The 18149-nt window shown below is 38.6% G+C and carries 15 protein-coding genes and 9 tRNA genes; 9 read left to right on the forward strand and 15 right to left on the reverse strand.

Translation table 11 applies throughout. The features are described from left to right. Window positions 1–748: 748 nt before the first annotated feature. The 7 genes from JEP40_RS11275 to JEP40_RS11305 all read right to left on the reverse strand — a co-directional run bounded on the left by JEP40_RS11275 (window position 749) and on the right by JEP40_RS11305 (window position 1495). Window positions 749–824 (reverse strand) — tRNA-Val (locus JEP40_RS11275). A gap of 14 nt (window positions 825–838) precedes the next feature. After that, a tRNA-Lys gene (locus tag JEP40_RS11280) sits at window positions 839–914 on the reverse strand. A 40-nt stretch (window positions 915–954) separates the two neighbouring features. Further along, window positions 955–1030: transfer RNA gene (locus tag JEP40_RS11285), tRNA-Lys, on the reverse strand. A gap of 38 nt (window positions 1031–1068) precedes the next feature. After that, window positions 1069–1144: transfer RNA gene (locus tag JEP40_RS11290), tRNA-Lys, on the reverse strand. 41 nt (window positions 1145–1185) lie between these two features. Continuing rightward, a tRNA-Val gene (locus JEP40_RS11295) sits at window positions 1186–1261 on the reverse strand. A 43-nt stretch (window positions 1262–1304) separates the two neighbouring features. Beyond that, window positions 1305–1380: transfer RNA gene (locus JEP40_RS11300), tRNA-Val, on the reverse strand. Window positions 1381–1419: 39 nt separating this feature from the next. Further along, window positions 1420–1495 (reverse strand) — tRNA-Val (locus JEP40_RS11305). 321 nt (window positions 1496–1816) lie between these two features. Here JEP40_RS11305 and gltX point away from each other — a divergent pair. From gltX to JEP40_RS11320, 3 genes are all read left to right on the forward strand, one after another. Continuing rightward, entirely contained in the window at window positions 1817–3235 is a 1419-nt protein-coding gene (gene gltX, locus JEP40_RS11310) for a glutamate--tRNA ligase (protein WP_109407295.1), read from the forward strand. Between the two features lie 157 nt (window positions 3236–3392). After that, window positions 3393–3468: transfer RNA gene (locus tag JEP40_RS11315), tRNA-Ala, on the forward strand. A 27-nt stretch (window positions 3469–3495) separates the two neighbouring features. Further along, window positions 3496–3571, forward strand: a tRNA-Ala gene (locus JEP40_RS11320). Window positions 3572–3629: 58 nt separating this feature from the next. Here JEP40_RS11320 and JEP40_RS11325 read toward each other — a convergent pair. Continuing rightward, window positions 3630–4385, reverse strand: a complete 756-nt coding sequence (locus JEP40_RS11325) for an SDR family NAD(P)-dependent oxidoreductase (RefSeq protein ID WP_198623635.1) — start codon at window positions 4383–4385, stop codon at window positions 3630–3632. Window positions 4386–4564: 179 nt separating this feature from the next. Here JEP40_RS11325 and JEP40_RS11330 point away from each other — a divergent pair, with 179 nt between their 5' ends. Continuing rightward, window positions 4565–5005 (forward strand): MarR family winged helix-turn-helix transcriptional regulator, encoded by a 441-nt coding sequence (locus tag JEP40_RS11330; RefSeq protein ID WP_198623636.1) that lies wholly within the window; start codon window positions 4565–4567, stop codon window positions 5003–5005. A 2-nt stretch (window positions 5006–5007) separates the two neighbouring features. Here the strand turns inward: JEP40_RS11330 and JEP40_RS11335 are convergent, their stop codons facing one another. The 4 genes from JEP40_RS11335 to zipA all read right to left on the reverse strand — a co-directional run bounded on the left by JEP40_RS11335 (window position 5008) and on the right by zipA (window position 9913). Further along, window positions 5008–5223: a DUF3820 family protein gene (locus JEP40_RS11335; protein WP_023581656.1), complete on the reverse strand. Its 216-nt coding sequence runs from the start codon at window positions 5221–5223 to the stop codon at window positions 5008–5010. A gap of 163 nt (window positions 5224–5386) precedes the next feature. Further along, the gene (locus JEP40_RS11340) at window positions 5387–6571 is read right to left on the reverse strand and encodes a NupC/NupG family nucleoside CNT transporter (RefSeq protein ID WP_036935465.1); all 1185 of its coding nucleotides are present in this window, start codon (window positions 6569–6571) and stop codon (window positions 5387–5389) included. A 228-nt stretch (window positions 6572–6799) separates the two neighbouring features. Further along, a complete protein-coding gene (gene ligA / locus JEP40_RS11345; RefSeq protein WP_198623637.1) occupies window positions 6800–8827 on the reverse strand; it encodes an NAD-dependent DNA ligase LigA in 2028 nt (675 codons plus the stop codon). A gap of 57 nt (window positions 8828–8884) precedes the next feature. After that, window positions 8885–9913, reverse strand: coding sequence for a cell division protein ZipA (gene zipA / locus JEP40_RS11350; RefSeq protein ID WP_198623638.1), 1029 nt, complete (start codon window positions 9911–9913; stop codon window positions 8885–8887). A 223-nt stretch (window positions 9914–10136) separates the two neighbouring features. On the opposite strand from zipA, the gene cysZ reads away from it, so the two are divergent. Then, window positions 10137–10907, forward strand: coding sequence for a sulfate transporter CysZ (gene cysZ, locus JEP40_RS11355; RefSeq protein ID WP_198623639.1), 771 nt, complete (start codon window positions 10137–10139; stop codon window positions 10905–10907). Between the two features lie 106 nt (window positions 10908–11013). On the opposite strand, the gene JEP40_RS11360 is transcribed toward cysZ, so the two are convergent. Beyond that, window positions 11014–11544, reverse strand: coding sequence for a hypothetical protein (locus JEP40_RS11360; RefSeq protein ID WP_232799258.1), 531 nt, complete (start codon window positions 11542–11544; stop codon window positions 11014–11016). 236 nt (window positions 11545–11780) lie between these two features. Between JEP40_RS11360 and cysK the strand changes: the two genes are divergently transcribed. The 4 genes from cysK to crr all read left to right on the forward strand — a co-directional run bounded on the left by cysK (window position 11781) and on the right by crr (window position 15749). Beyond that, window positions 11781–12734 (forward strand): cysteine synthase A, encoded by a 954-nt coding sequence (gene cysK / locus JEP40_RS11365; RefSeq protein WP_198623641.1) that lies wholly within the window; start codon window positions 11781–11783, stop codon window positions 12732–12734. Window positions 12735–13067: 333 nt separating this feature from the next. Beyond that, a complete protein-coding gene (gene ptsH / locus JEP40_RS11370) occupies window positions 13068–13325 on the forward strand; it encodes a phosphocarrier protein Hpr (protein WP_006533407.1) in 258 nt (85 codons plus the stop codon). Between the two features lie 137 nt (window positions 13326–13462). Continuing rightward, window positions 13463–15190 carry a phosphoenolpyruvate-protein phosphotransferase PtsI gene (ptsI, locus tag JEP40_RS11375; RefSeq protein WP_198623642.1) on the forward strand — a complete coding sequence of 576 codons (1728 nt, stop codon included), beginning with the start codon at window positions 13463–13465 and terminating at the stop codon, window positions 15188–15190. Between the two features lie 49 nt (window positions 15191–15239). Further along, window positions 15240–15749 (forward strand): PTS glucose transporter subunit IIA, encoded by a 510-nt coding sequence (gene crr / locus JEP40_RS11380; RefSeq protein WP_036935451.1) that lies wholly within the window; start codon window positions 15240–15242, stop codon window positions 15747–15749. Window positions 15750–15993: 244 nt separating this feature from the next. On the opposite strand, the gene cysM is transcribed toward crr, so the two are convergent. After that, entirely contained in the window at window positions 15994–16875 is an 882-nt protein-coding gene (gene cysM, locus JEP40_RS11385; RefSeq protein ID WP_198623643.1) for a cysteine synthase CysM, read from the reverse strand. A 169-nt stretch (window positions 16876–17044) separates the two neighbouring features. Next, entirely contained in the window at window positions 17045–18133 is a 1089-nt protein-coding gene (cysA, locus tag JEP40_RS11390; RefSeq protein ID WP_198623644.1) for a sulfate/thiosulfate ABC transporter ATP-binding protein CysA, read from the reverse strand. Window positions 18134–18149: the final 16 nt, after the last annotated feature.

Below are 18149 nucleotides of genomic sequence, written 5' to 3' on the forward strand. Positions count from 1 at the left end.
TAACTAAAAAATGTATTTTTTTATCTTTATTCCTTCAATTTTCTCATCAAAAATAAATGAATGAACATTTTTTATAGCCATAAAAAATGTTTTAACCCACTCATTTTATGGAAGATTTAGCTCATGAAACACATTAGAGTCACTCAATATGCTGTTTTTAAAGTTATTTAATTTTGTAAATAAACCGAAAAAACCTCTAAACCATCAAAAAAAGAGTAGATCTTTCTTTTGATACCTGCTTCTTTTTTTGAATTTTAGGGCTAATACATAGAAAGCATTCAAAGAATTGCTCACCTTTAGTTTAAATATAGGATGCCAATTGAGACGTAAAAGCCCTTATTTCCTCTTTCGGAGCAGCTCTATTTTCCTGATAAAACATAACAGAATGTAAAAAACGCAATGGAAAATTGCTTTTTAATCTTTTTGAATATAGAAGGCTTAATGTCTGAATAGACTAAAACAACCGTATAGAAGGAAAGCGCATAGAAGAAAAGAACTAAAGAAAACAAGCTATGGGGACATGGAAATAAAGTAAAACCATTAGGATAACTTAGAAAGCGTATACGCTTGAAGTAATTGTAATAGGTAAAACGATGTAATAACCACTAAAAAGTTAAATTAAAAAAAAATCAATTAGTTAGGTTGTAGCAATACATAAATGAAACGTTAAATTACTAACAGTAACTATGATTATTTAAAGAAAATTAGGGAAGTAAATAAGGAAGTAATGACTGAGGATAAGAAGAAGTGGTGGGCGGTATTGGGCTCGAACCAACGACCTCCTCCTTGTAAGGGAGATGCTCTACCAACTGAGCTAACCGCCCGCTTGATTATTAAATGGTGGGTCGTGGGCGATTCGAACGCCCGACCAATTGATTAAAAGTCAACTGCTCTACCGACTGAGCTAACGACCCATTTAATAATTTTGCGTAAATCTGTAAGTAGCTTTGTGAATGGTGGGTCGTGGGCGATTCGAACGCCCGACCAATTGATTAAAAGTCAACTGCTCTACCGACTGAGCTAACGACCCGTCACAATGTTCACTACTTTATGTTGTATTCTTAGGAATGGTGGGTCGTGGGCGATTCGAACGCCCGACCAATTGATTAAAAGTCAACTGCTCTACCGACTGAGCTAACGACCCATACCTAATTATGTGATATTGCGCGAAATAACCGAATGAAGTGGTGGGCGGTATTGGGCTCGAACCAACGACCTCCTCCTTGTAAGGGAGATGCTCTACCAACTGAGCTAACCGCCCACTTCATGATGACTAAATTCTCACTACCACGCTTTAATGTAATTGGTGGGCGGTATTGGGCTCGAACCAACGACCTCCTCCTTGTAAGGGAGATGCTCTACCAACTGAGCTAACCGCCCAATTACATCAAATCATACAACTTATCACAACGAAAATAATGGTGGGCGGTATTGGGCTCGAACCAACGACCTCCTCCTTGTAAGGGAGATGCTCTACCAACTGAGCTAACCGCCCGTCGTGATGGGGTGCATTATAGGGATACTGCGCTATGAGTCAACGATTTTTATCAGATTTTTATCGTGAAAATGACTGTTCGTTTTATTTTTAGTCAAGATGCTTTTTTTAGCACCATAAGTGACGCAGCAATTAACCAAAATAATCTTATAGGTAGTCTTCGTCAAACAAAAAATCATCAATTTGAAATTTTTATCTCTGTTAAAAGCTTAATGCCATTGAGGAATTAGCATCCAGTGATAAAATAAGGCAACCATTTCGTTTTTTTGATAATCACGATTACTTATCTATACATAAGTAAGACGTACTAAGGCAATCCCAATGAGTAAAATAAAAACCCGTTTTGCACCAAGTCCTACTGGCTATCTACATGTTGGTGGTGCGCGTACCGCACTTTATTCCTGGTTATATAGCCGTCACAATAAGGGCGAGTTTGTACTGCGTATTGAAGACACCGACTTAGAACGTTCTACTCAGCCAGCCATCGATGCAATCATGGACGGTATGAATTGGTTAAATCTGAATTGGGATGAAGGTCCTTATTATCAGACTAAACGCTTCGATCGCTATAACCAAGTTATCGATCAAATGTTATCTGCGGGCACCGCGTACCGTTGCTATTGTTCTAAAGAACGTTTAGAACAATTACGCGAAGATCAAATGGCGAAAGGCGAAAAACCTCGTTACGATGGTTGTTGCCGTGGTGGTAACCATAATCACAGTGCTGATGAACCTCATGTTGTGCGTTTCTTAAACCCACAAGAAGGCTCTGTGATTTTTGATGATAAAATCCGTGGCCCGATTGAATTTAGTAACCAAGAATTGGATGATCTCATTATTCGTCGTACTGATGGTTCTCCAACTTATAACTTCTGTGTTGTTATCGATGACTGGGATATGGAAATTACGCACGTTATTCGCGGTGAAGATCATATCAATAACACACCTCGCCAAATCAATATTCTTAAAGCATTAGGCGCACCTGTACCTGAATATGCTCACGTATCAATGATTTTAGGTGACGACGGTAAAAAACTGTCTAAACGTTATAATGCTGTAAGTGTGATGCAATACCGTGATGACGGTTATTTACCAGAAGCACTATTAAACTATTTAGTACGTTTAGGATGGTCTCATGGTGACCAAGAGATCTTTACTATTGATGAAATGATCGAACACTTCACTTTAGAAGCTATTAGTAAATCAGCCAGTGCATTTAACACTGATAAATTACTTTGGTTAAATCATCATTACATCAATACACTGCCAGCAGAAAAAGTCGCTGTTCATTTAGATTGGCATATCAAACAACAAAATATTGATACCAGTAATGGCCCATCATTAGTTGAACTGATCAAATTATTAGGCGAACGCTGTAAAACATTAAAAGAGATGGCTGAAAGTTGCCATTACTTCTATGTTGATTTCGAAACCTTTGAAGAAACAGCAGCGAAAAAACATTTACGCCCAGTCGCTCGCCAACCATTAGAAGTAGTTCGTGATAAATTGTCTGCAATTACTGATTGGACTGCTGAAAATGTTCACCAAGCTATTCAAGATACCGCTGATGAATTAGAAATCGGTATGGGTAAAGTCGGTATGCCATTACGTGTTGCTGTAACAGGTGCAGGCCAATCCCCTGGCTTAGATGTTACTGTTCATGCTATTGGTAAAACACGCAGTATTGCACGTATTAATAAAGCATTAGACTTTATTACAGAAAGAGAAAACCAAGCTTAATTTGCACATTAAACTTGCTGGCTAAGAGAGATACATTCCTAAATTACGGAATGTATCTTTTTTTTGTATTCTTTTTCAGCAATCAACAAATAATGTGAGATTAACTGATTGACAGTATTGTGCTTGTTGCCTATTATCAAGCCCGTTCCAGTATGTTGGGGCTATAGCTCAGTTGGGAGAGCGCTTGCATGGCATGCAAGAGGTCAACGGTTCGATCCCGTTTAGCTCCACCAATATACTTTTAGAACAATACAATATGTGGGGTTATAGCTCAGTTGGGAGAGCGCTTGCATGGCATGCAAGAGGTCAACGGTTCGATCCCGTTTAGCTCCACCAGAATTTCAAGATCCTGAAGAGAAATCTTCGGGATTTTTTATTTCTACTTTCCTATTAGTTATTGAGCTGTATAGCCACCATCAATAGCGTAAAATGCCCCTGTAGAAAAACTACTCTCATCTGAAAGTAAAAAAGCAACGGTTTTAGCAACTTCTTCTCTAGTTGCCATACGTTTCATTGGATGTGTATTTGCCATCCATTCACGCACTTCATTTGGTAGCATTTGCATTTTAGGCGTATCGACATAACCAGGGCCTATTGCATTGATCCTCACGCCTTTATCTGCAAATTCAAGAGCCACAGAACGCGTAATACCCAACACAGCATGCTTTGCTGCAGTATAAGCTGAAATTCCCGCTATCCCAATAATACCATTGGAAGACGATAGATTGACAATACTCCCTCCTCCACTTTTTAATATTGCAGGTATGCCATATTTTAAACCATAAAATACGCCATTAATGTCTGTATCAATCACAGCTTTCCAATCTTCAATCTCATAATCCACAATAGATGTATTATGAGGCCCCGTGATCCCAGCATTATTAACTAAGCCATGTAATGCCCCAGCTTGCGACATAACAGCCTCAATCATTTTTTCGACTTGAGAAGGTGAGGTCATATCAGCCTGTAAAGCAATGACTTTTTTACCCGTTGAATCAATGGAGTGCGCTGTTTTTGTTACTTTATCTAAATGCCTACCTGTAATGAAAACCGTTGCACCATGTTGAAATAGCAATTGCGCAATACCTTCACCCACACCAGTACTTGCACCAGTGACTAAAATCACTTTATCTTTAAAATAGTCCTTCATTTCTATTTCACCTCTTATCAATGACATCTCGTTTTGTCGTACAATCGAAAGTAATTAACCAAAGTTAACTATACACCATCATATTTGATTAACTTTAGTTAATCAATATAAAGTTTCTTCACACGGAATGACCTGATAATATTAACTTTAGTTAATATTATTCATGAGATATCGTATTTATGGAAAAATGTGAATTAGAAAATGCATTGTCATTATTACAATGTACATTAGTCGCGCAGCGAACTCGTTACACCCCAGAGCAAGTCACTTGGAGCCAATATGATATTTTAGAATTATTGCGCTTACGAGGTGATTTAACTCCATCCCAATTAAGTAATTCGTTAGCGATTTCAAGACAAAATTTATCGAAGTTTATGCGCGGATTAAAAGCCTTAGGATTTATTGGACAGTATCGTTCAGAAAAAGATAAACGTGAGTTTATTACTCATTTAACTGACGATGGCCACGCTTTTTTAGCAAGAGCTGCATTAGGTCGAAAACAAAATGCTGAAAAAATAAGTGAATGTTTGACATTGGGAGAACAAACATTATTTATTGAATTAAGTCAGAAAATTATTAATGCATTAGCACCTGAGAAATCAGGTCTAGATAATAATTAACATCACCGCTTTAAGGGCTTTAATAGTCCTTCTAAGCCTTCAATTTTAATTGCAAGGGTCATTTCCATGAGTTGCCCTAGTTTTCCCTCAGGGAACTCTCCTTTCTTAGCAAACCATAATAAATACTCTTCAGGTAAATCAACCAACATTCGCCCTTTGTACTTACCAAATGGCATTTGTGTGTTTGCTATATCAATAAGATGCTGTTTTTCTAGCATGTTCTATACCGTTATTATCGAAGAAATAGAATCAATTATAGGGTAATTTAAAGATAAAAAAAGCAGTACCCAAAGGTACTGCTTGATTTTTATTACCTGATTAACAAGTAACGTGGTTTACATTGTTATTTTATTCACATGCTATCTGTTTTATCTTGAGCGATTAAACAAACAAACCTGCGATAGCTGCTGATAAGAAGCTAACTAATGTAGAACCGAACAGTAATTTCAAACCGAAACGAGAAACAACGTTACCTTGCATTTCGTTTAGACCTTTAATTGCACCGGCTACAATCCCGATTGAAGAGAAGTTAGCAAATGAAACTAAGAATACTGATAAAATACCCACTGAGCGTGGTGAAATATCGGCTGCGATATCTTGTAAGCTGCCCATTGCAACGAATTCGTTAGACACTAATTTTGTTGCCATCACACTACCAACACGTAATGCATCTTGTTCTGGTACACCAATTACCCATGCCAATGGATAAAAAACGTAACCTAAGCAATCTTGGAAGCTAATACCAAAAATCATGCTAAAAATTGCATTCACTGCAGCAATTAAGGCAATGAAACCAATCAGCATTGCAGCTACGATTAATGCAACTTTGAAACCTGCTAAAATGTATTCACCTAACATTTCAAAGAAGCTTTGACCTTCATGCAGATTACCCATTTGAATATCTTCTTCATTCTCAACAGAGTATGGGTTAATCACAGAAAGGACGATAAAGGTACTGAACATATTCAGTACTAGAGCAGCAACAACATATTTTGGATCTAACATTGTCATGTATGCACCAACAATTGACATTGATACTGTCGACATTGCTGTTGCAGCCATGGTGTACATACGACGCTGAGACATTTTGCCTAAAACATCTTTATAGGCAATAAAGTTCTCTGATTGACCAAGAACTAATGAGCTAACTGCGTTGAATGATTCTAGTTTCCCCATACCGTTCACTTTAGAAAGCACTGTACCGATAATGCGGATCACGAAAGGTAATACTTTGATATGTTGAAGAATACCAATTAATGCAGAAATAAAGATAATTGGACATAATACATTCAGGAAGAAGAATGCTAAACCACCTTTCATCATGCCACCGAATACGAATTCAGTACCTTGAGCAGCGTAACCTAATAAGTGATCAAATAATCCAGCAAAACCACGAACAAAGCCTTCACCAACATCAGAGTTGAGGAAGAACCATGCTAATGCGATTTCGATAACTAATAACTGCACGATATAACGCAGACGGATCCCTTTGCGATTATTACTCGCAATGAATGCTAATGCGCCAATAACGGCGAGTGCTAAAACGAAGTGAATGATAGAAGACATGCATGCTCCAAAAATAAAAATAAATCTTGAGGAGCATTTTATGTAACGCGTAACATTAGGATGTGACTATTGTCACAATATCATGAAACCGCATACACACTATTTATTAAATAAGATAGGTTGATCACACTTTAGAAGTTACTAAAGAAACATTAAATGTAAATTTCACTTAAGTAAAAAATGCTACTGAGAGCGTTTCTCAGTAGCATTTATTAAATAATAGAGTGATTATTTAGATTGATCAAGTAATCTTATCATCTCATCTTCATCAATAACGGCTATCCCTAATTCGTTAGCTTTAACTAATTTAGAACCTGCCGCTTCACCTGCAATCACCATATCGGTTTTTTTAGAGACACTTCCACTCACTTTTGCCCCTAAAGCCACTAATCTATCTTTTGCTTCATCACGTGTTAATTGTGATAGTGAGCCAGTTAACACCACGGTTTTACCTGCAAAAGGATTATCTCCTGCTTCATGAGCAACAATCACTGGCGCTTGCCATGTAATGCCTGCATCATTAATTAGCTGATCAATAACCGTTTTATTGTGTTCTTCTTGGAAGAAATTCACAACATGCTTAGCCACAATATCTCCCACATCAGGGACTGATTTTAGTGCTTCAACATCTGCATTTCTCAATGCCTCAAGCGTAGAGAAATGGGCAGTTAATCCACTTGCCGTCGCTTCACCAACTTCTCTAATTCCGAGCGCATAAATAAAACGCGCAAATGTTGTCGATTTAGATTTATCTAATGCAGCAATTAATTTTTTTGCTGATTTTTCACCCATTCGCTCTAAACCTGACAGGATTTTTTCATCTAAACGGAAAAGATCTGCTGGCGTTTTGACATACTCTTTTTCAACCAGTTGGTCGATAATTTTATCGCCCATACCATCAACATCCATCGCACGGCGAGAAACAAAATGCTTAAGCGCTTCTTTACGTTGCGCACCACAAATTAATCCCCCAGTACAACGTGCGACGGCTTCGCCTTCAATACGTTCTATATCAGATTGGCAAATTGGGCATTGCGTTGGAAAAATAATCTCTTGTGCATCGATAGGACGTTTCTCTTCAATCACACTAACAACTTGAGGAATAACATCACCCGCACGACGAATAACCACGGTATCGCCAATACGTAACCCTAAGCGTTCAATTTCATCGGCATTGTGTAATGTGGCATTACTCACGACAACACCAGCAACTTGCACAGGCTCTAAACGGGCAACAGGAGTAATTGCACCCGTGCGTCCTACTTGAAATTCAACATCCTTGATAATCGTCATTTGCTCTTGTGCTTGGAATTTATAAGCAATAGCCCAACGTGGCGCTCTTGAAACAAAACCCAGCTCTTCTTGCAGAGCAATATCATCCACCTTAATAACGACACCATCGATATCAAAGCCTAAGTTAGGGCGTATTTCTTCTACATGACGATAAAACTCAAGAACGGCTTTACTGCCCGTACACAGTTTTACCGCATCACTGACAGGTAATCCCCATTCTTTAAATAGTTGTAAACGGGCATAGTGGCTTGTAGGTAACTCTCCACCTTCAAGCACACCAACGCCATAACAGAAAAAGGTTAATGGGCGTTTCGCTGTGATGCGCGGATCAAGTTGTCGTAAAGATCCCGCAGCTGCGTTACGAGGGTTAGCAAAGACTTTCCCCCCTGTACGACGTGCTTCTTCGTTTAAATATTCAAAGCCTTTTTCATTCATAAAGACTTCACCACGGATCTCGATACGTGCAGGAATATTTTCACCATATAAACGTAGAGGAATAGCTTTAATGGTTCTTACGTTTTCAGTGATGTTCTCTCCTGTTGTACCATCCCCACGCGTTGCAGCTTGTACTAACACTCCATTTTCATAAAGTAAGCTAACTGCGAGTCCATCAAGTTTTAATTCACAGCAAAAAGTTATTTCTTCGCTATTTTTTAAACGATCTCGCAAACGCTTATCAAATGACTGATAGCTGGTTTCATCAAAAGCATTATCCAAAGACAGCATTGGAATTTCGTGTCTCACTTGCTCAAATGCAGTGAGCGGTAGTGCACCAACACGTTGTGTGGGTGAATCAGAGGTAATTAATTCAGGGTGTTGGGCTTCTAATGCTTTTAGCTCATTCATTAAGCGGTCGTATTCAGCATCAGGTATTTCAGGCGCATCCATGACATGATAAAGATATTCATGGTGACGTAAGGTAACGCGAAGTTTATTAATTTTTTGTTGAGTATTCTTATTCATGATTTATCACCAAAGAAGAAAAACCCCCGCAAGCGGGGGCTTTTTTACAGATAAAAACTATTGATTTAAATCCAGTGTCCTGCGAATTCTAGATTTATAAAGCTCGATTTTTTGTGGTGTTAAGAGTTTGCGCTCATCATCAAGTACAACGCCTCCCACATCAGATGCAATACGTTGAGCTGCAAGCAACATCAATTTAAAGTTTTGGTTAGCATCACCATAAGACGGCACCATCATAAACATAGAGACACCTGGTGTGGTTAATTCAGCCATAGTATCAATATCAAAGGTTCCCGGCTTCACCATGTTCGCTAAACTAAATAAAACAGGTCCATTAGCTGTTGGATTTAGATGGCGATGGAAAATATTCATTTCTCCAAACTGGAATCCAGCTTGAATAATACTTTGCATCAATAGTTCACCATCCAACATTTGACCATGGTGTGCACTTACGTTTAAGACAATAACCAGCTCTTTTTCTGCTTCTTCTACAGGTGGAGCAGCTCCCACATTTGGCTCTTCAGCCGGAGCATGATGCGATGATTCAGTTTCAACAGAAGTCACATGAGCCGTTGTCTCTGAAATCGAAGGCTCTGAGCTCACCGATGGGCTAACTGTATTAACGTGTGATTTTATTTCACCCGCTACATTAACCACAGGAACTTGTCCTGGCTCATCCCTGACAGCAGGTGCAGACTCTTTTTCAATAGCATCAAACACACCAAGGCTTGGCTCTTGTTGTAATGATATCTCGTTAGAATGCCCTTTTGCTTGGTTTTCAGACATTAATGGATCTCTATCTGCCACCGAAAATTCAGGTTCATGTAGAGACTCCGATTTTATCGGTGGCTCACTCTCCCGCTTTTCAGTAGAGGATAAAGTTGATGTCTGATGACTAGCCTCAGCATAATGTGGTTCGTCATCGTTCTCATCTGACTGATAATTCTGTTTCTGACGTTTTACTGGGCGATTACGGAAAAGCTTAGAACGCTCTTTTCGACCAATCCATAAGCCGTGTAATAACAAAGCTATGATTAAAATCGCACCAACAACGATTAATATCAGACGCAAATTTTGCTGCATCATTTCTATCTCTGTTGTCTTGAGGTTTAATAGCCACGTTGGCAAATATTACTTTTTACTAAGAGTATTTGCCAATGCTCATAAGTGCAAGCCAATACTTAATTTTCTTATCACAAAGATACACACTTCAATCTCTTATGTGCATTTTTTAGACAATTCATGACTAGTAAGGCTGATTATCTCCCTATATGATACTAGCTTGCCCTCATTGGAGAGAATAGGAAGTATGACAAATTTGACAGAAACGAATAAAAATTTAAATGGATTTCATTATTTTGCTCTTGGTTGGCGTTTAATTACACGCAAAGGGCTAAAACGTTTTGTTATCTTGCCGTTACTTGCCAATATTATTATTCTCGGAAGCGCCTTTTGGTGGTTATATGGTCAAATTGGCGATATGGTCAATTGGATGATGGAAAAAGTCCCTGATTGGTTACAATGGCTAAGTTATTTAATTTGGCCATTATCCGTTATTTTTATTTTATTGGTGTTCACTTATTTCTTTAGCACTTTAGCTAATATTATTGCCTCCCCTTTTAATGGCCTGTTAGCTGAAAAATTAGAAGGTCAAATAACTGGCATTACTCCACCAGATACAGGAATTGCGGGTATATTAAAAGATGTTCCACGTATTTTAAAACGTGAATTAACGAAAATAGTTTATTATTTACCTCGTGCTATTGTCTTGTTATTACTTTATTTTATCCCTGTTGTCGGACAAACCGTTGCCCCTATCTTATGGTTTGCTTTTGGTGCTTGGATGATGGCAATTCAATATAATGACTTCCCGTTTGATAACCATAAAATTTCATTTGCGACGATGAAGTCCTCACTCAAACAGGACAAATGGAACAATCTTCAATTTGGTATGATTATTAATATTTTTACCATGATCCCTATTCTAAATTTAGTCATCATGCCTGTCGCTATTTGTGGCGCAACTGCAATGTGGTGCGATCGTTATCGCAAACAACATACACAAGAAGGACAGTGGTAAGTATTATTTCGTTACTTATCGATAATGTTGAAAAACCCCGTTTTATTAAAGACGGGGTTTTATTTTATAGATTATATTTAAGACACTGATTTAGCTATTGAGTATATTACTCAATGAGTGAACGAATATAATCTTTCGTTTCTTCTCTATCCATCGGCTCGCGTTCATTAATGCCCATCTCAAAGATATTTAAAGCACCATCTAATTTTTCAATCAGCTCTTCATCATCTCGAATACAGAAAATATACGCATTTTCAAACGGTGTGAGATCTACTAATCGTAACCCTTTTTCTGTCAAGAAGTGGTTAATATATTCCAGATAAGGTAATTCATAAGGCAACATATAAGGATCAACACTTACCTCATCCCAATCAATATTTTCTACTTGAGATAAAATCAGTGCGCTGGGTGATTCAGAAAAAGAGATTTGTTCTAACGATTTCAGCTCAGGAATATCACCGAAATATTCTGTCCATTCTACATAATCCATTAATCCTTGAGCAGAGAGTGATTCATATAGCCAATTAAGTACATCTTCTTGTGCATCAGATTCAGGTAAGTTCTCACGCAACGCTTGCGTATCTAATTCAGGTACAGCGAGTTCAAGTGCTGTAATCAACTCTTCGATCGTTTCCATTATGACCCCTGCATTTACAATAGATATAGTTAAAAATAGATTATCAGTCATCAATATACCGCACATCTCTTGATTTATTAATTTGTGAATCTTCTCACTCACTCTTGATTAGAACCTTTTGGAATAAAAAGAAGAAAAAGTTATAAGGTTATTCATAAAGCTTATTTCCATCTTTGTCTTGATGGCGTATGGTAATTTCATCTGACCTTATAAAAAATCATGTACCGAGGATAAAAATGAGCAAGATTTTCGAAGACAACTCGCAAACTATTGGACACACTCCCTTAATTCGCTTAAAGCATTTCGGAAATGGTAATATTCTGGCTAAAGTGGAATCTCGTAACCCAAGCTTTAGTGTGAAATGCCGTATCGGTGCTAACATGATTTGGGATGCTGAAAAGAAAGGTATCCTAAAAGAAGGTGTTGAACTTGTAGAGCCAACAAGTGGTAATACAGGGATTGCACTTGCCTACGTTGCAGCTGCACGCGGGTACAAATTGACCCTAACCATGCCGGACACCATGAGCGTTGAGCGCCGAAAATTACTCAAAGCGCTAGGTGCCAACTTAGTGTTAACGGATGGCGCAAAAGGCATGAAAGGCGCTATCGATAAAGCCAATGAAATTCGTGATAGCGATCCTAGTCGTTATCTCCTGCTACAGCAATTTAGTAACCCGGCTAACCCTGAAATTCATGAAAAAACCACAGGCCCTGAAATTTGGAACGACACTGATGGTGAAGTCGGTGCTGTGATTGCAGGTGTTGGTACTGGTGGTACTATTACGGGGATTGGCCGTTACTTGAAAAAAACCAAAGGCAAAGCGGTGACAATGGTTGCTGTTGAGCCAACAGGTTCTCCTGTTATTACACAAGCCTTAGCTGGTGAAGAAATTAAACCTGGTCCTCATAAAATCCAAGGTATTGGTGCTGGTTTTATTCCTGAAAACCTAGATTTATCGTTACTGGATCGCGTTATTCAGATCACAAACGAAGAAGCTTTTGATACTGCACGAGAATTAATGACCAAAGAAGGTATTTTAGCGGGTATTTCTTCTGGAGCAGCGATTGCGGCAGCCGTAAAATTGTCAAAAGACCCCGAATTTGCAAACAAAGAAATTGTGGTAATTTTACCTTCTTCAGGTGAACGTTATTTAAGCACACCACTTTTTGCTGACATTTCTGATAGCTAAATCGCATCATCTCAATTGTAAAATATTTATTAAAAAAGCACCTTAATGGTGCTTTTTTTGTGGTAGAGATCAAACTTTGTCATCCAGACAGGTGATTTATTCCTTCGAGTTTAGTATTTAATCAATTAATTATTTCGAAGGTCGAAATTAATCAGAAAATAATCGAGACGATAAAATCACACTCTTTTATTTTCCCGAACACTATTTTTATCAGATGACGCTTTACGACTTAATATTATCTGATATTGCTACGCAAAGCAGGACAATTTCATCTACACTTACTAAAGTCCTGACTTAATGTGAACAATTGAGTTATAAAAGGAAAAAAATCCTATGTACCAGCAAGAAGTTACTATTACAGCACCAAACGGCTTACATACTCGTCCTGCGGCACAATTTGTAAAAGAAGCCAAAACGTTCTCTTCTGATATCACCCTTATCTCTAGTGGTAAATCTGCTAGTGCTAAGAGCCTTTTCAAATTACAAACCTTAGGTTTAACCCAAGGTACTGTAGTGACTATCTCTGCTGAAGGCGAAGACGAAAAACAAGCCGTTGAAGCACTGGTAAAATTAATGGCGGAATTAGAGTAATTCGCGATTAAGCATTAGCCCGTATTTATTCCCCTGAAACCATTCAGGGGAGTTAACCTCTAATGATGATTTTAAAACAACAGTATTTTGCAATCCTATTCTTTTAAGATTATCACCAGCAAGTCGTAGGATAAATTATGATTTCAGGAATTTTAGCATCACCCGGTATCGCATTTGGTCAAACCCTTCTCCTCAAAGAAGAACCTATCATCATTAGCCAACGTAAGATCCAAAGTGATGAAGTTGAGAATCAAATCGAGCGCTTTAAAGATGGCCGTAATAAATCTGCACAACAACTAGAAATCATTAAAGAGCGTGCTGAAAAGAATCTCGGTGCAGATAAAGCCGAAATCTTTGAAGGCCACATCATGTTGTTAGAAGATGAAGAGTTAGAACAAGAAATTGTTACTCTTATCAAAAGCGACAAAAAAACTGCCGAAGCTGCTGTTCAATCTGTTATTGAAGATCAAGCCACTGCATTAGAAGCATTAGATGACGAATACTTAAAAGAGCGTGCTGCTGACGTTCGTGATATTGGTAAACGCTTGATGCGTAATATTTTAGAAATGCCAATTATTGATTTAAGTGCTATCTCAGAAAAAGTTATTTTAGTGGCAACTGACCTCACCCCTTCTGAAACAGCTCAATTAAGCCTAGATAACGTATTAGGCTTTATTACTGACTTAGGCGGTAGAACATCCCATACCTCTATTATGGCGCGTTCATTAGAAATCCCTGCTATTGTGGGTACATCTAATGCGACACAAACCATTAAAAAAGACGATTATCTTGTTCTTGATGCAATTAATAACAAAATCATTATTAATCCATCTGACGAAGAACTCGAAGCATTAAAAGCCATCAAAGAAGAGTATCTGCACGAAAAAGAAGAATTAGCCAAGCTCAAAGATTTACCTGCTATTACACTTGATGGGCACCAAGTCGAAGTTTGCGCTAATATTGGTACAGTTCGAGATGTTGCTGGTGCTGAACGTAACGGTGCTGAAGGTGTTGGTCTGTATCGTACTGAATTTTTATTTATGGATAGAGACTCTTTACCAACAGAAGATGAGCAATTCCAAGCCTATAAAGCGGTAGCTGAAGCGGTTGGAAGTCCTGCGGTCATTATTCGTACTATGGATATTGGCGGTGATAAAGACTTGCCTTACATGAATCTACCTAAAGAAGAAAACCCATTCTTAGGCTGGCGTGCAATTCGTATTTGTCTTGACCGTAAAGAGATCCTTCATTCACAATTACGTGCTATCTTAAGAGCATCTGCTTTTGGTAAACTACGCATTATGTTTCCAATGATCATCTCTGTTGAAGAGATCAGAGCATTGAAAGCAGAACTTGAAATATTGAAAAGCCAACTTCGTGAAGAAAATAAAGCTTTTGATGAGTCTATTGAAGTCGGTGTGATGGTAGAAACACCCGCAGCCGCAGTGATGGCTCGCCATATGGCAAAAGAAGTTGACTTTTTCAGTATTGGGACTAACGATCTAACACAATATACTCTGGCTGTAGACCGTGGAAATGAGCTGATATCTCATCTATATAATCCAATGTCACCTGCCGTACTCAACCTGATAAAACAGGTGATTGATGCATCACATGCTGAAGGTAAATGGACTGGAATGTGTGGTGAACTTGCTGGAGATGAACGAGCAACATTGCTCCTTCTAGGCATGGGATTAGATGAGTTTAGTATGAGTGCTATTTCAATTCCTCGCATCAAAAAAGTGATCCGCAATGCGAATTACGACGATGCAAGAGCACTAGCAGAGCAAGCACTTGCTCAGCCGACTGCAAAAGAATTGATGGACTTAGTAGAAACTTTTACTAAAGAAAAGACACTGTGCTAATCGCATTAGCCAGAGCCCGGTCCCAACTACAATAATTAGGAGAAGATTCATGGGTCTGTTTGATAAATTAAAATCACTGGTTTCAGAGGAAAAGAAAGGCAGTGGCACGATTGATATTGTTGCACCACTTTCAGGTGAAATCGTCAATATCGAAGATGTTCCTGATGTTGTTTTCGCTGAAAAAATCGTAGGTGACGGTATTGCTATCAAACCTGCTGGTAATAAAATTGTTGCGCCAGTCGATGGTACTATCGGTAAAATTTTCGAGACTAACCATGCTTTCTCTATTGAGTCTGACAACGGTATCGAGTTATTTGTCCACTTCGGTATCGACACTGTTGAACTGAAAGGTGAAGGGTTTAAACGTATCGCTGAAGAAGGTCAGCAAGTAAAAGTTGGTGATACTATTTTAGAATTTGATTTGGCTGTATTAGAAGAAAAAGCAAAATCAGTTCTAACACCAGTTGTCATTTCTAATATGGATGAAATTCAAGGTTTAACCAAAATGACAGGCCCAGTTACTGTTGGTGAAACCGTTATTATTCAGATTAAAAAATAATCTTCTGTGATGTTTTCTATTTAAACCGCCACCAATATGTGGCGGTTTTTTTTATATTCAACACCCCAAAAACCTAAATATAGTAACAACGCTACAGTTTGAATTATGACGAAATAGATACTCTAAATAATTCAAGGTGTAGCTAGGCGACAAGTGAATGAGTCGCTAGGAGCATACATAAGTATGTGACTAGTGCGAGTAAACGCCGTCAACAACGCTACAGTTTGAATTATGATGAGTAAAGTTAGCCAAAAACACCCGTCGATAAATAACGATCCCCCCTATCACACACAATAGCCACAATCACTGCTCCAGGATTTTCTTTTGCAACGCGCAGAGCGCCAGCAACAGCACCTCCAGAACTCACACCACAGAAGATACCCTCTTGACTTGCTAAAAGGCGCATCGTTGATTCTGCTTCGGTTTGAGACATATCAATCACACTATCCACCAGCTCTTTTTTAAAAATTCCCGGTAAGTAAGCCGGTGACCAACGACGAATACCTGGAATTTGGCTTTTTTCTTCTGGCTGAAGACCAACAATTTGCACTTGATCAGATTGTGTTTTTAAATAACTTCCTACACCAGTAATGGTGCCTGTTGTGCCCATACTTGACACAAAATGTGTAATACGACCTTGCGTCTGTTGCCAAATTTCAGGGCCTGTTGACATAAAATGAGCTCTTGGGTTATCTGGGTTATTAAATTGATCTAATACCTTTCCCTCTCCCTGCTGTTCCATTTGTTGTGCAAGATCTCGTGCACCTTCCATTCCTATTTCGCGACTTACCAAAATAAGCTCTGCGCCATAGGCTTGCATAGAAGCTTGACGCTCTTTGCTCATATTTTCCGGCATTAATAATTTTAAGCGATAACCTTTTACTGCTGCAATCATGGCTAAAGCAATCCCAGTATTACCACTGGTTGCCTCAATAAGCGTATCACCGGGCTTTATTTCACCACGTAATTCTGCTTGTTCAATCATAGATAATGCAGCTCTGTCTTTCACTGAACCTGCGGGGTTATTACCTTCGAGCTTAACCCAGATTTCAGCGTCTACCTCTTGTGTAAGTCGTTGTAGTTTTACTAATGGTGTATTACCAATAAATTGTTCTAACCCTGCCACAATAAGTCCCTGCTCAATTATTTGTCTGTATTAATGAAGAAATCATATTTAACTTATTAACGCAATAGCATTAACGTATTTCGATAACCTTAAGTCATTGTAAAAACCAAAACACCCATGCATAAAAATAAGCATGGGTGAAAATGAGGGAGTACAAGGAGAAATATAATTACGCGGTATACGCCAACGATACCGTTTTTAAGGGAGTATCTCCCGAATATAAACGGGCTTGGGCACCTCCCATATAATAGGTGTTTCCTTTTTCTGGCGTTAAAGACATCTCATTGCATACTGCCGTAATTGGCGTTTTACTCCACCCAATGGGTTGTAAAATCAATTGCCAATAATGCCCTTTAGGTGAAGCCTCAATCACTTTAACAGGTAATCGACAAACACTATTTTCATGTGTGCTTAATGTTATTTCCCAAGGGCGTAAAAATACATCTACTTCACCTTGATAAAGCGGTGTTACCGACAACGGCAAGTGATAGCCCCCGATGTGTAATTGGGCGCCATTAATCTCACCTTGTAGATGATTAACATCACCTAGAAATTCGAGTACAAAACGGCTTGAAGGCGATTGCCACACTTCTTGTGGTGTACCCACTTGTTCTATTTTTCCATTTCCCATTATCACAATGCGATCAGCCACTTCCATCGCTTCTTGTTGATCATGAGTCACAAAGACGCTAGTAAATTTAAGCTCTTCATGCAATTCACGTAACCAACGGCGTAATTCTGTTCTTACTTTGGCGTCTAAAGCGCCAAAAGGCTCATCTAATAATAAAATTTGAGGCTCTACAGCCAAAGCTCTAGCTAAAGCCACCCGCTGTTTTTGCCCACCGGATAATTGTGCCGGATAGCGTTGAGCTAAGTGAGGCAATTGGATCATTTCCAATAGTTGAGTCACTTTTTTATGAATAGCATCTTTGTTTGGTCTTTCACGACGTGGTAATACGGTTAAACCAAATGCAATATTCTCAAATACGGTCATATGGCGAAACAGTGCATAATGTTGAAAAACAAAACCGACTTTACGTGAACGTGCATGTAATTGACTAACATCTTGCCCTTCAAAACAGATGTTTCCTTGGGTTTGATGTTCTAATCCCGCAATAATACGTAAAAGCGTTGTTTTTCCTGATCCTGAAGGTCCTAACAATGCCACCATTTCACCTGAAGCGACATCAAGACTGACATCATGCAACACTTCGGTGCGATCAAAATATTTTGTGACGTTATTAATTTCAATACTCATATTTTGCCTCTACTTT

It is taken from the genome of Proteus vulgaris (genome assembly GCF_016239305.1).
Taxonomy (GTDB): domain Bacteria; phylum Pseudomonadota; class Gammaproteobacteria; order Enterobacterales; family Enterobacteriaceae; genus Proteus; species Proteus vulgaris_C.

Bases quoted from the DNA above. Each gene is read 5' to 3' on its own strand.
- cysA (WP_198623644.1), bottom strand. From the start codon at position 18,133: ATGAGTATTGAAATTAATAACGTCACAAAATATTTTGATCGCACCGAA.
- zipA (WP_198623638.1), bottom strand. From the start codon at position 9,913: ATGATGCAGCAAAATTTGCGTCTGATATTAATCGTTGTTGGTGCGATT.
- JEP40_RS11330 (WP_198623636.1), top strand. From the start codon at position 4,565: ATGGAAAAATGTGAATTAGAAAATGCATTGTCATTATTACAATGTACA.
- JEP40_RS11360 (WP_232799258.1), bottom strand. From the start codon at position 11,544: ATGGAAACGATCGAAGAGTTGATTACAGCACTTGAACTCGCTGTACCT.
- crr (WP_036935451.1), top strand. From the start codon at position 15,240: ATGGGTCTGTTTGATAAATTAAAATCACTGGTTTCAGAGGAAAAGAAA.
- JEP40_RS11340 (WP_036935465.1), bottom strand. From the start codon at position 6,571: ATGTCTTCTATCATTCACTTCGTTTTAGCACTCGCCGTTATTGGCGCA.
- cysK (WP_198623641.1), top strand. From the start codon at position 11,781: ATGAGCAAGATTTTCGAAGACAACTCGCAAACTATTGGACACACTCCC.
- ligA (WP_198623637.1), bottom strand. From the start codon at position 8,827: ATGAATAAGAATACTCAACAAAAAATTAATAAACTTCGCGTTACCTTA.
- gltX (WP_109407295.1), top strand. From the start codon at position 1,817: ATGAGTAAAATAAAAACCCGTTTTGCACCAAGTCCTACTGGCTATCTA.
- JEP40_RS11335 (WP_023581656.1), bottom strand. From the start codon at position 5,223: ATGCTAGAAAAACAGCATCTTATTGATATAGCAAACACACAAATGCCA.
- cysZ (WP_198623639.1), top strand. From the start codon at position 10,137: ATGACAAATTTGACAGAAACGAATAAAAATTTAAATGGATTTCATTAT.
- ptsH (WP_006533407.1), top strand. From the start codon at position 13,068: ATGTACCAGCAAGAAGTTACTATTACAGCACCAAACGGCTTACATACT.
- JEP40_RS11325 (WP_198623635.1), bottom strand. From the start codon at position 4,385: ATGAAGGACTATTTTAAAGATAAAGTGATTTTAGTCACTGGTGCAAGT.
- ptsI (WP_198623642.1), top strand. From the start codon at position 13,463: ATGATTTCAGGAATTTTAGCATCACCCGGTATCGCATTTGGTCAAACC.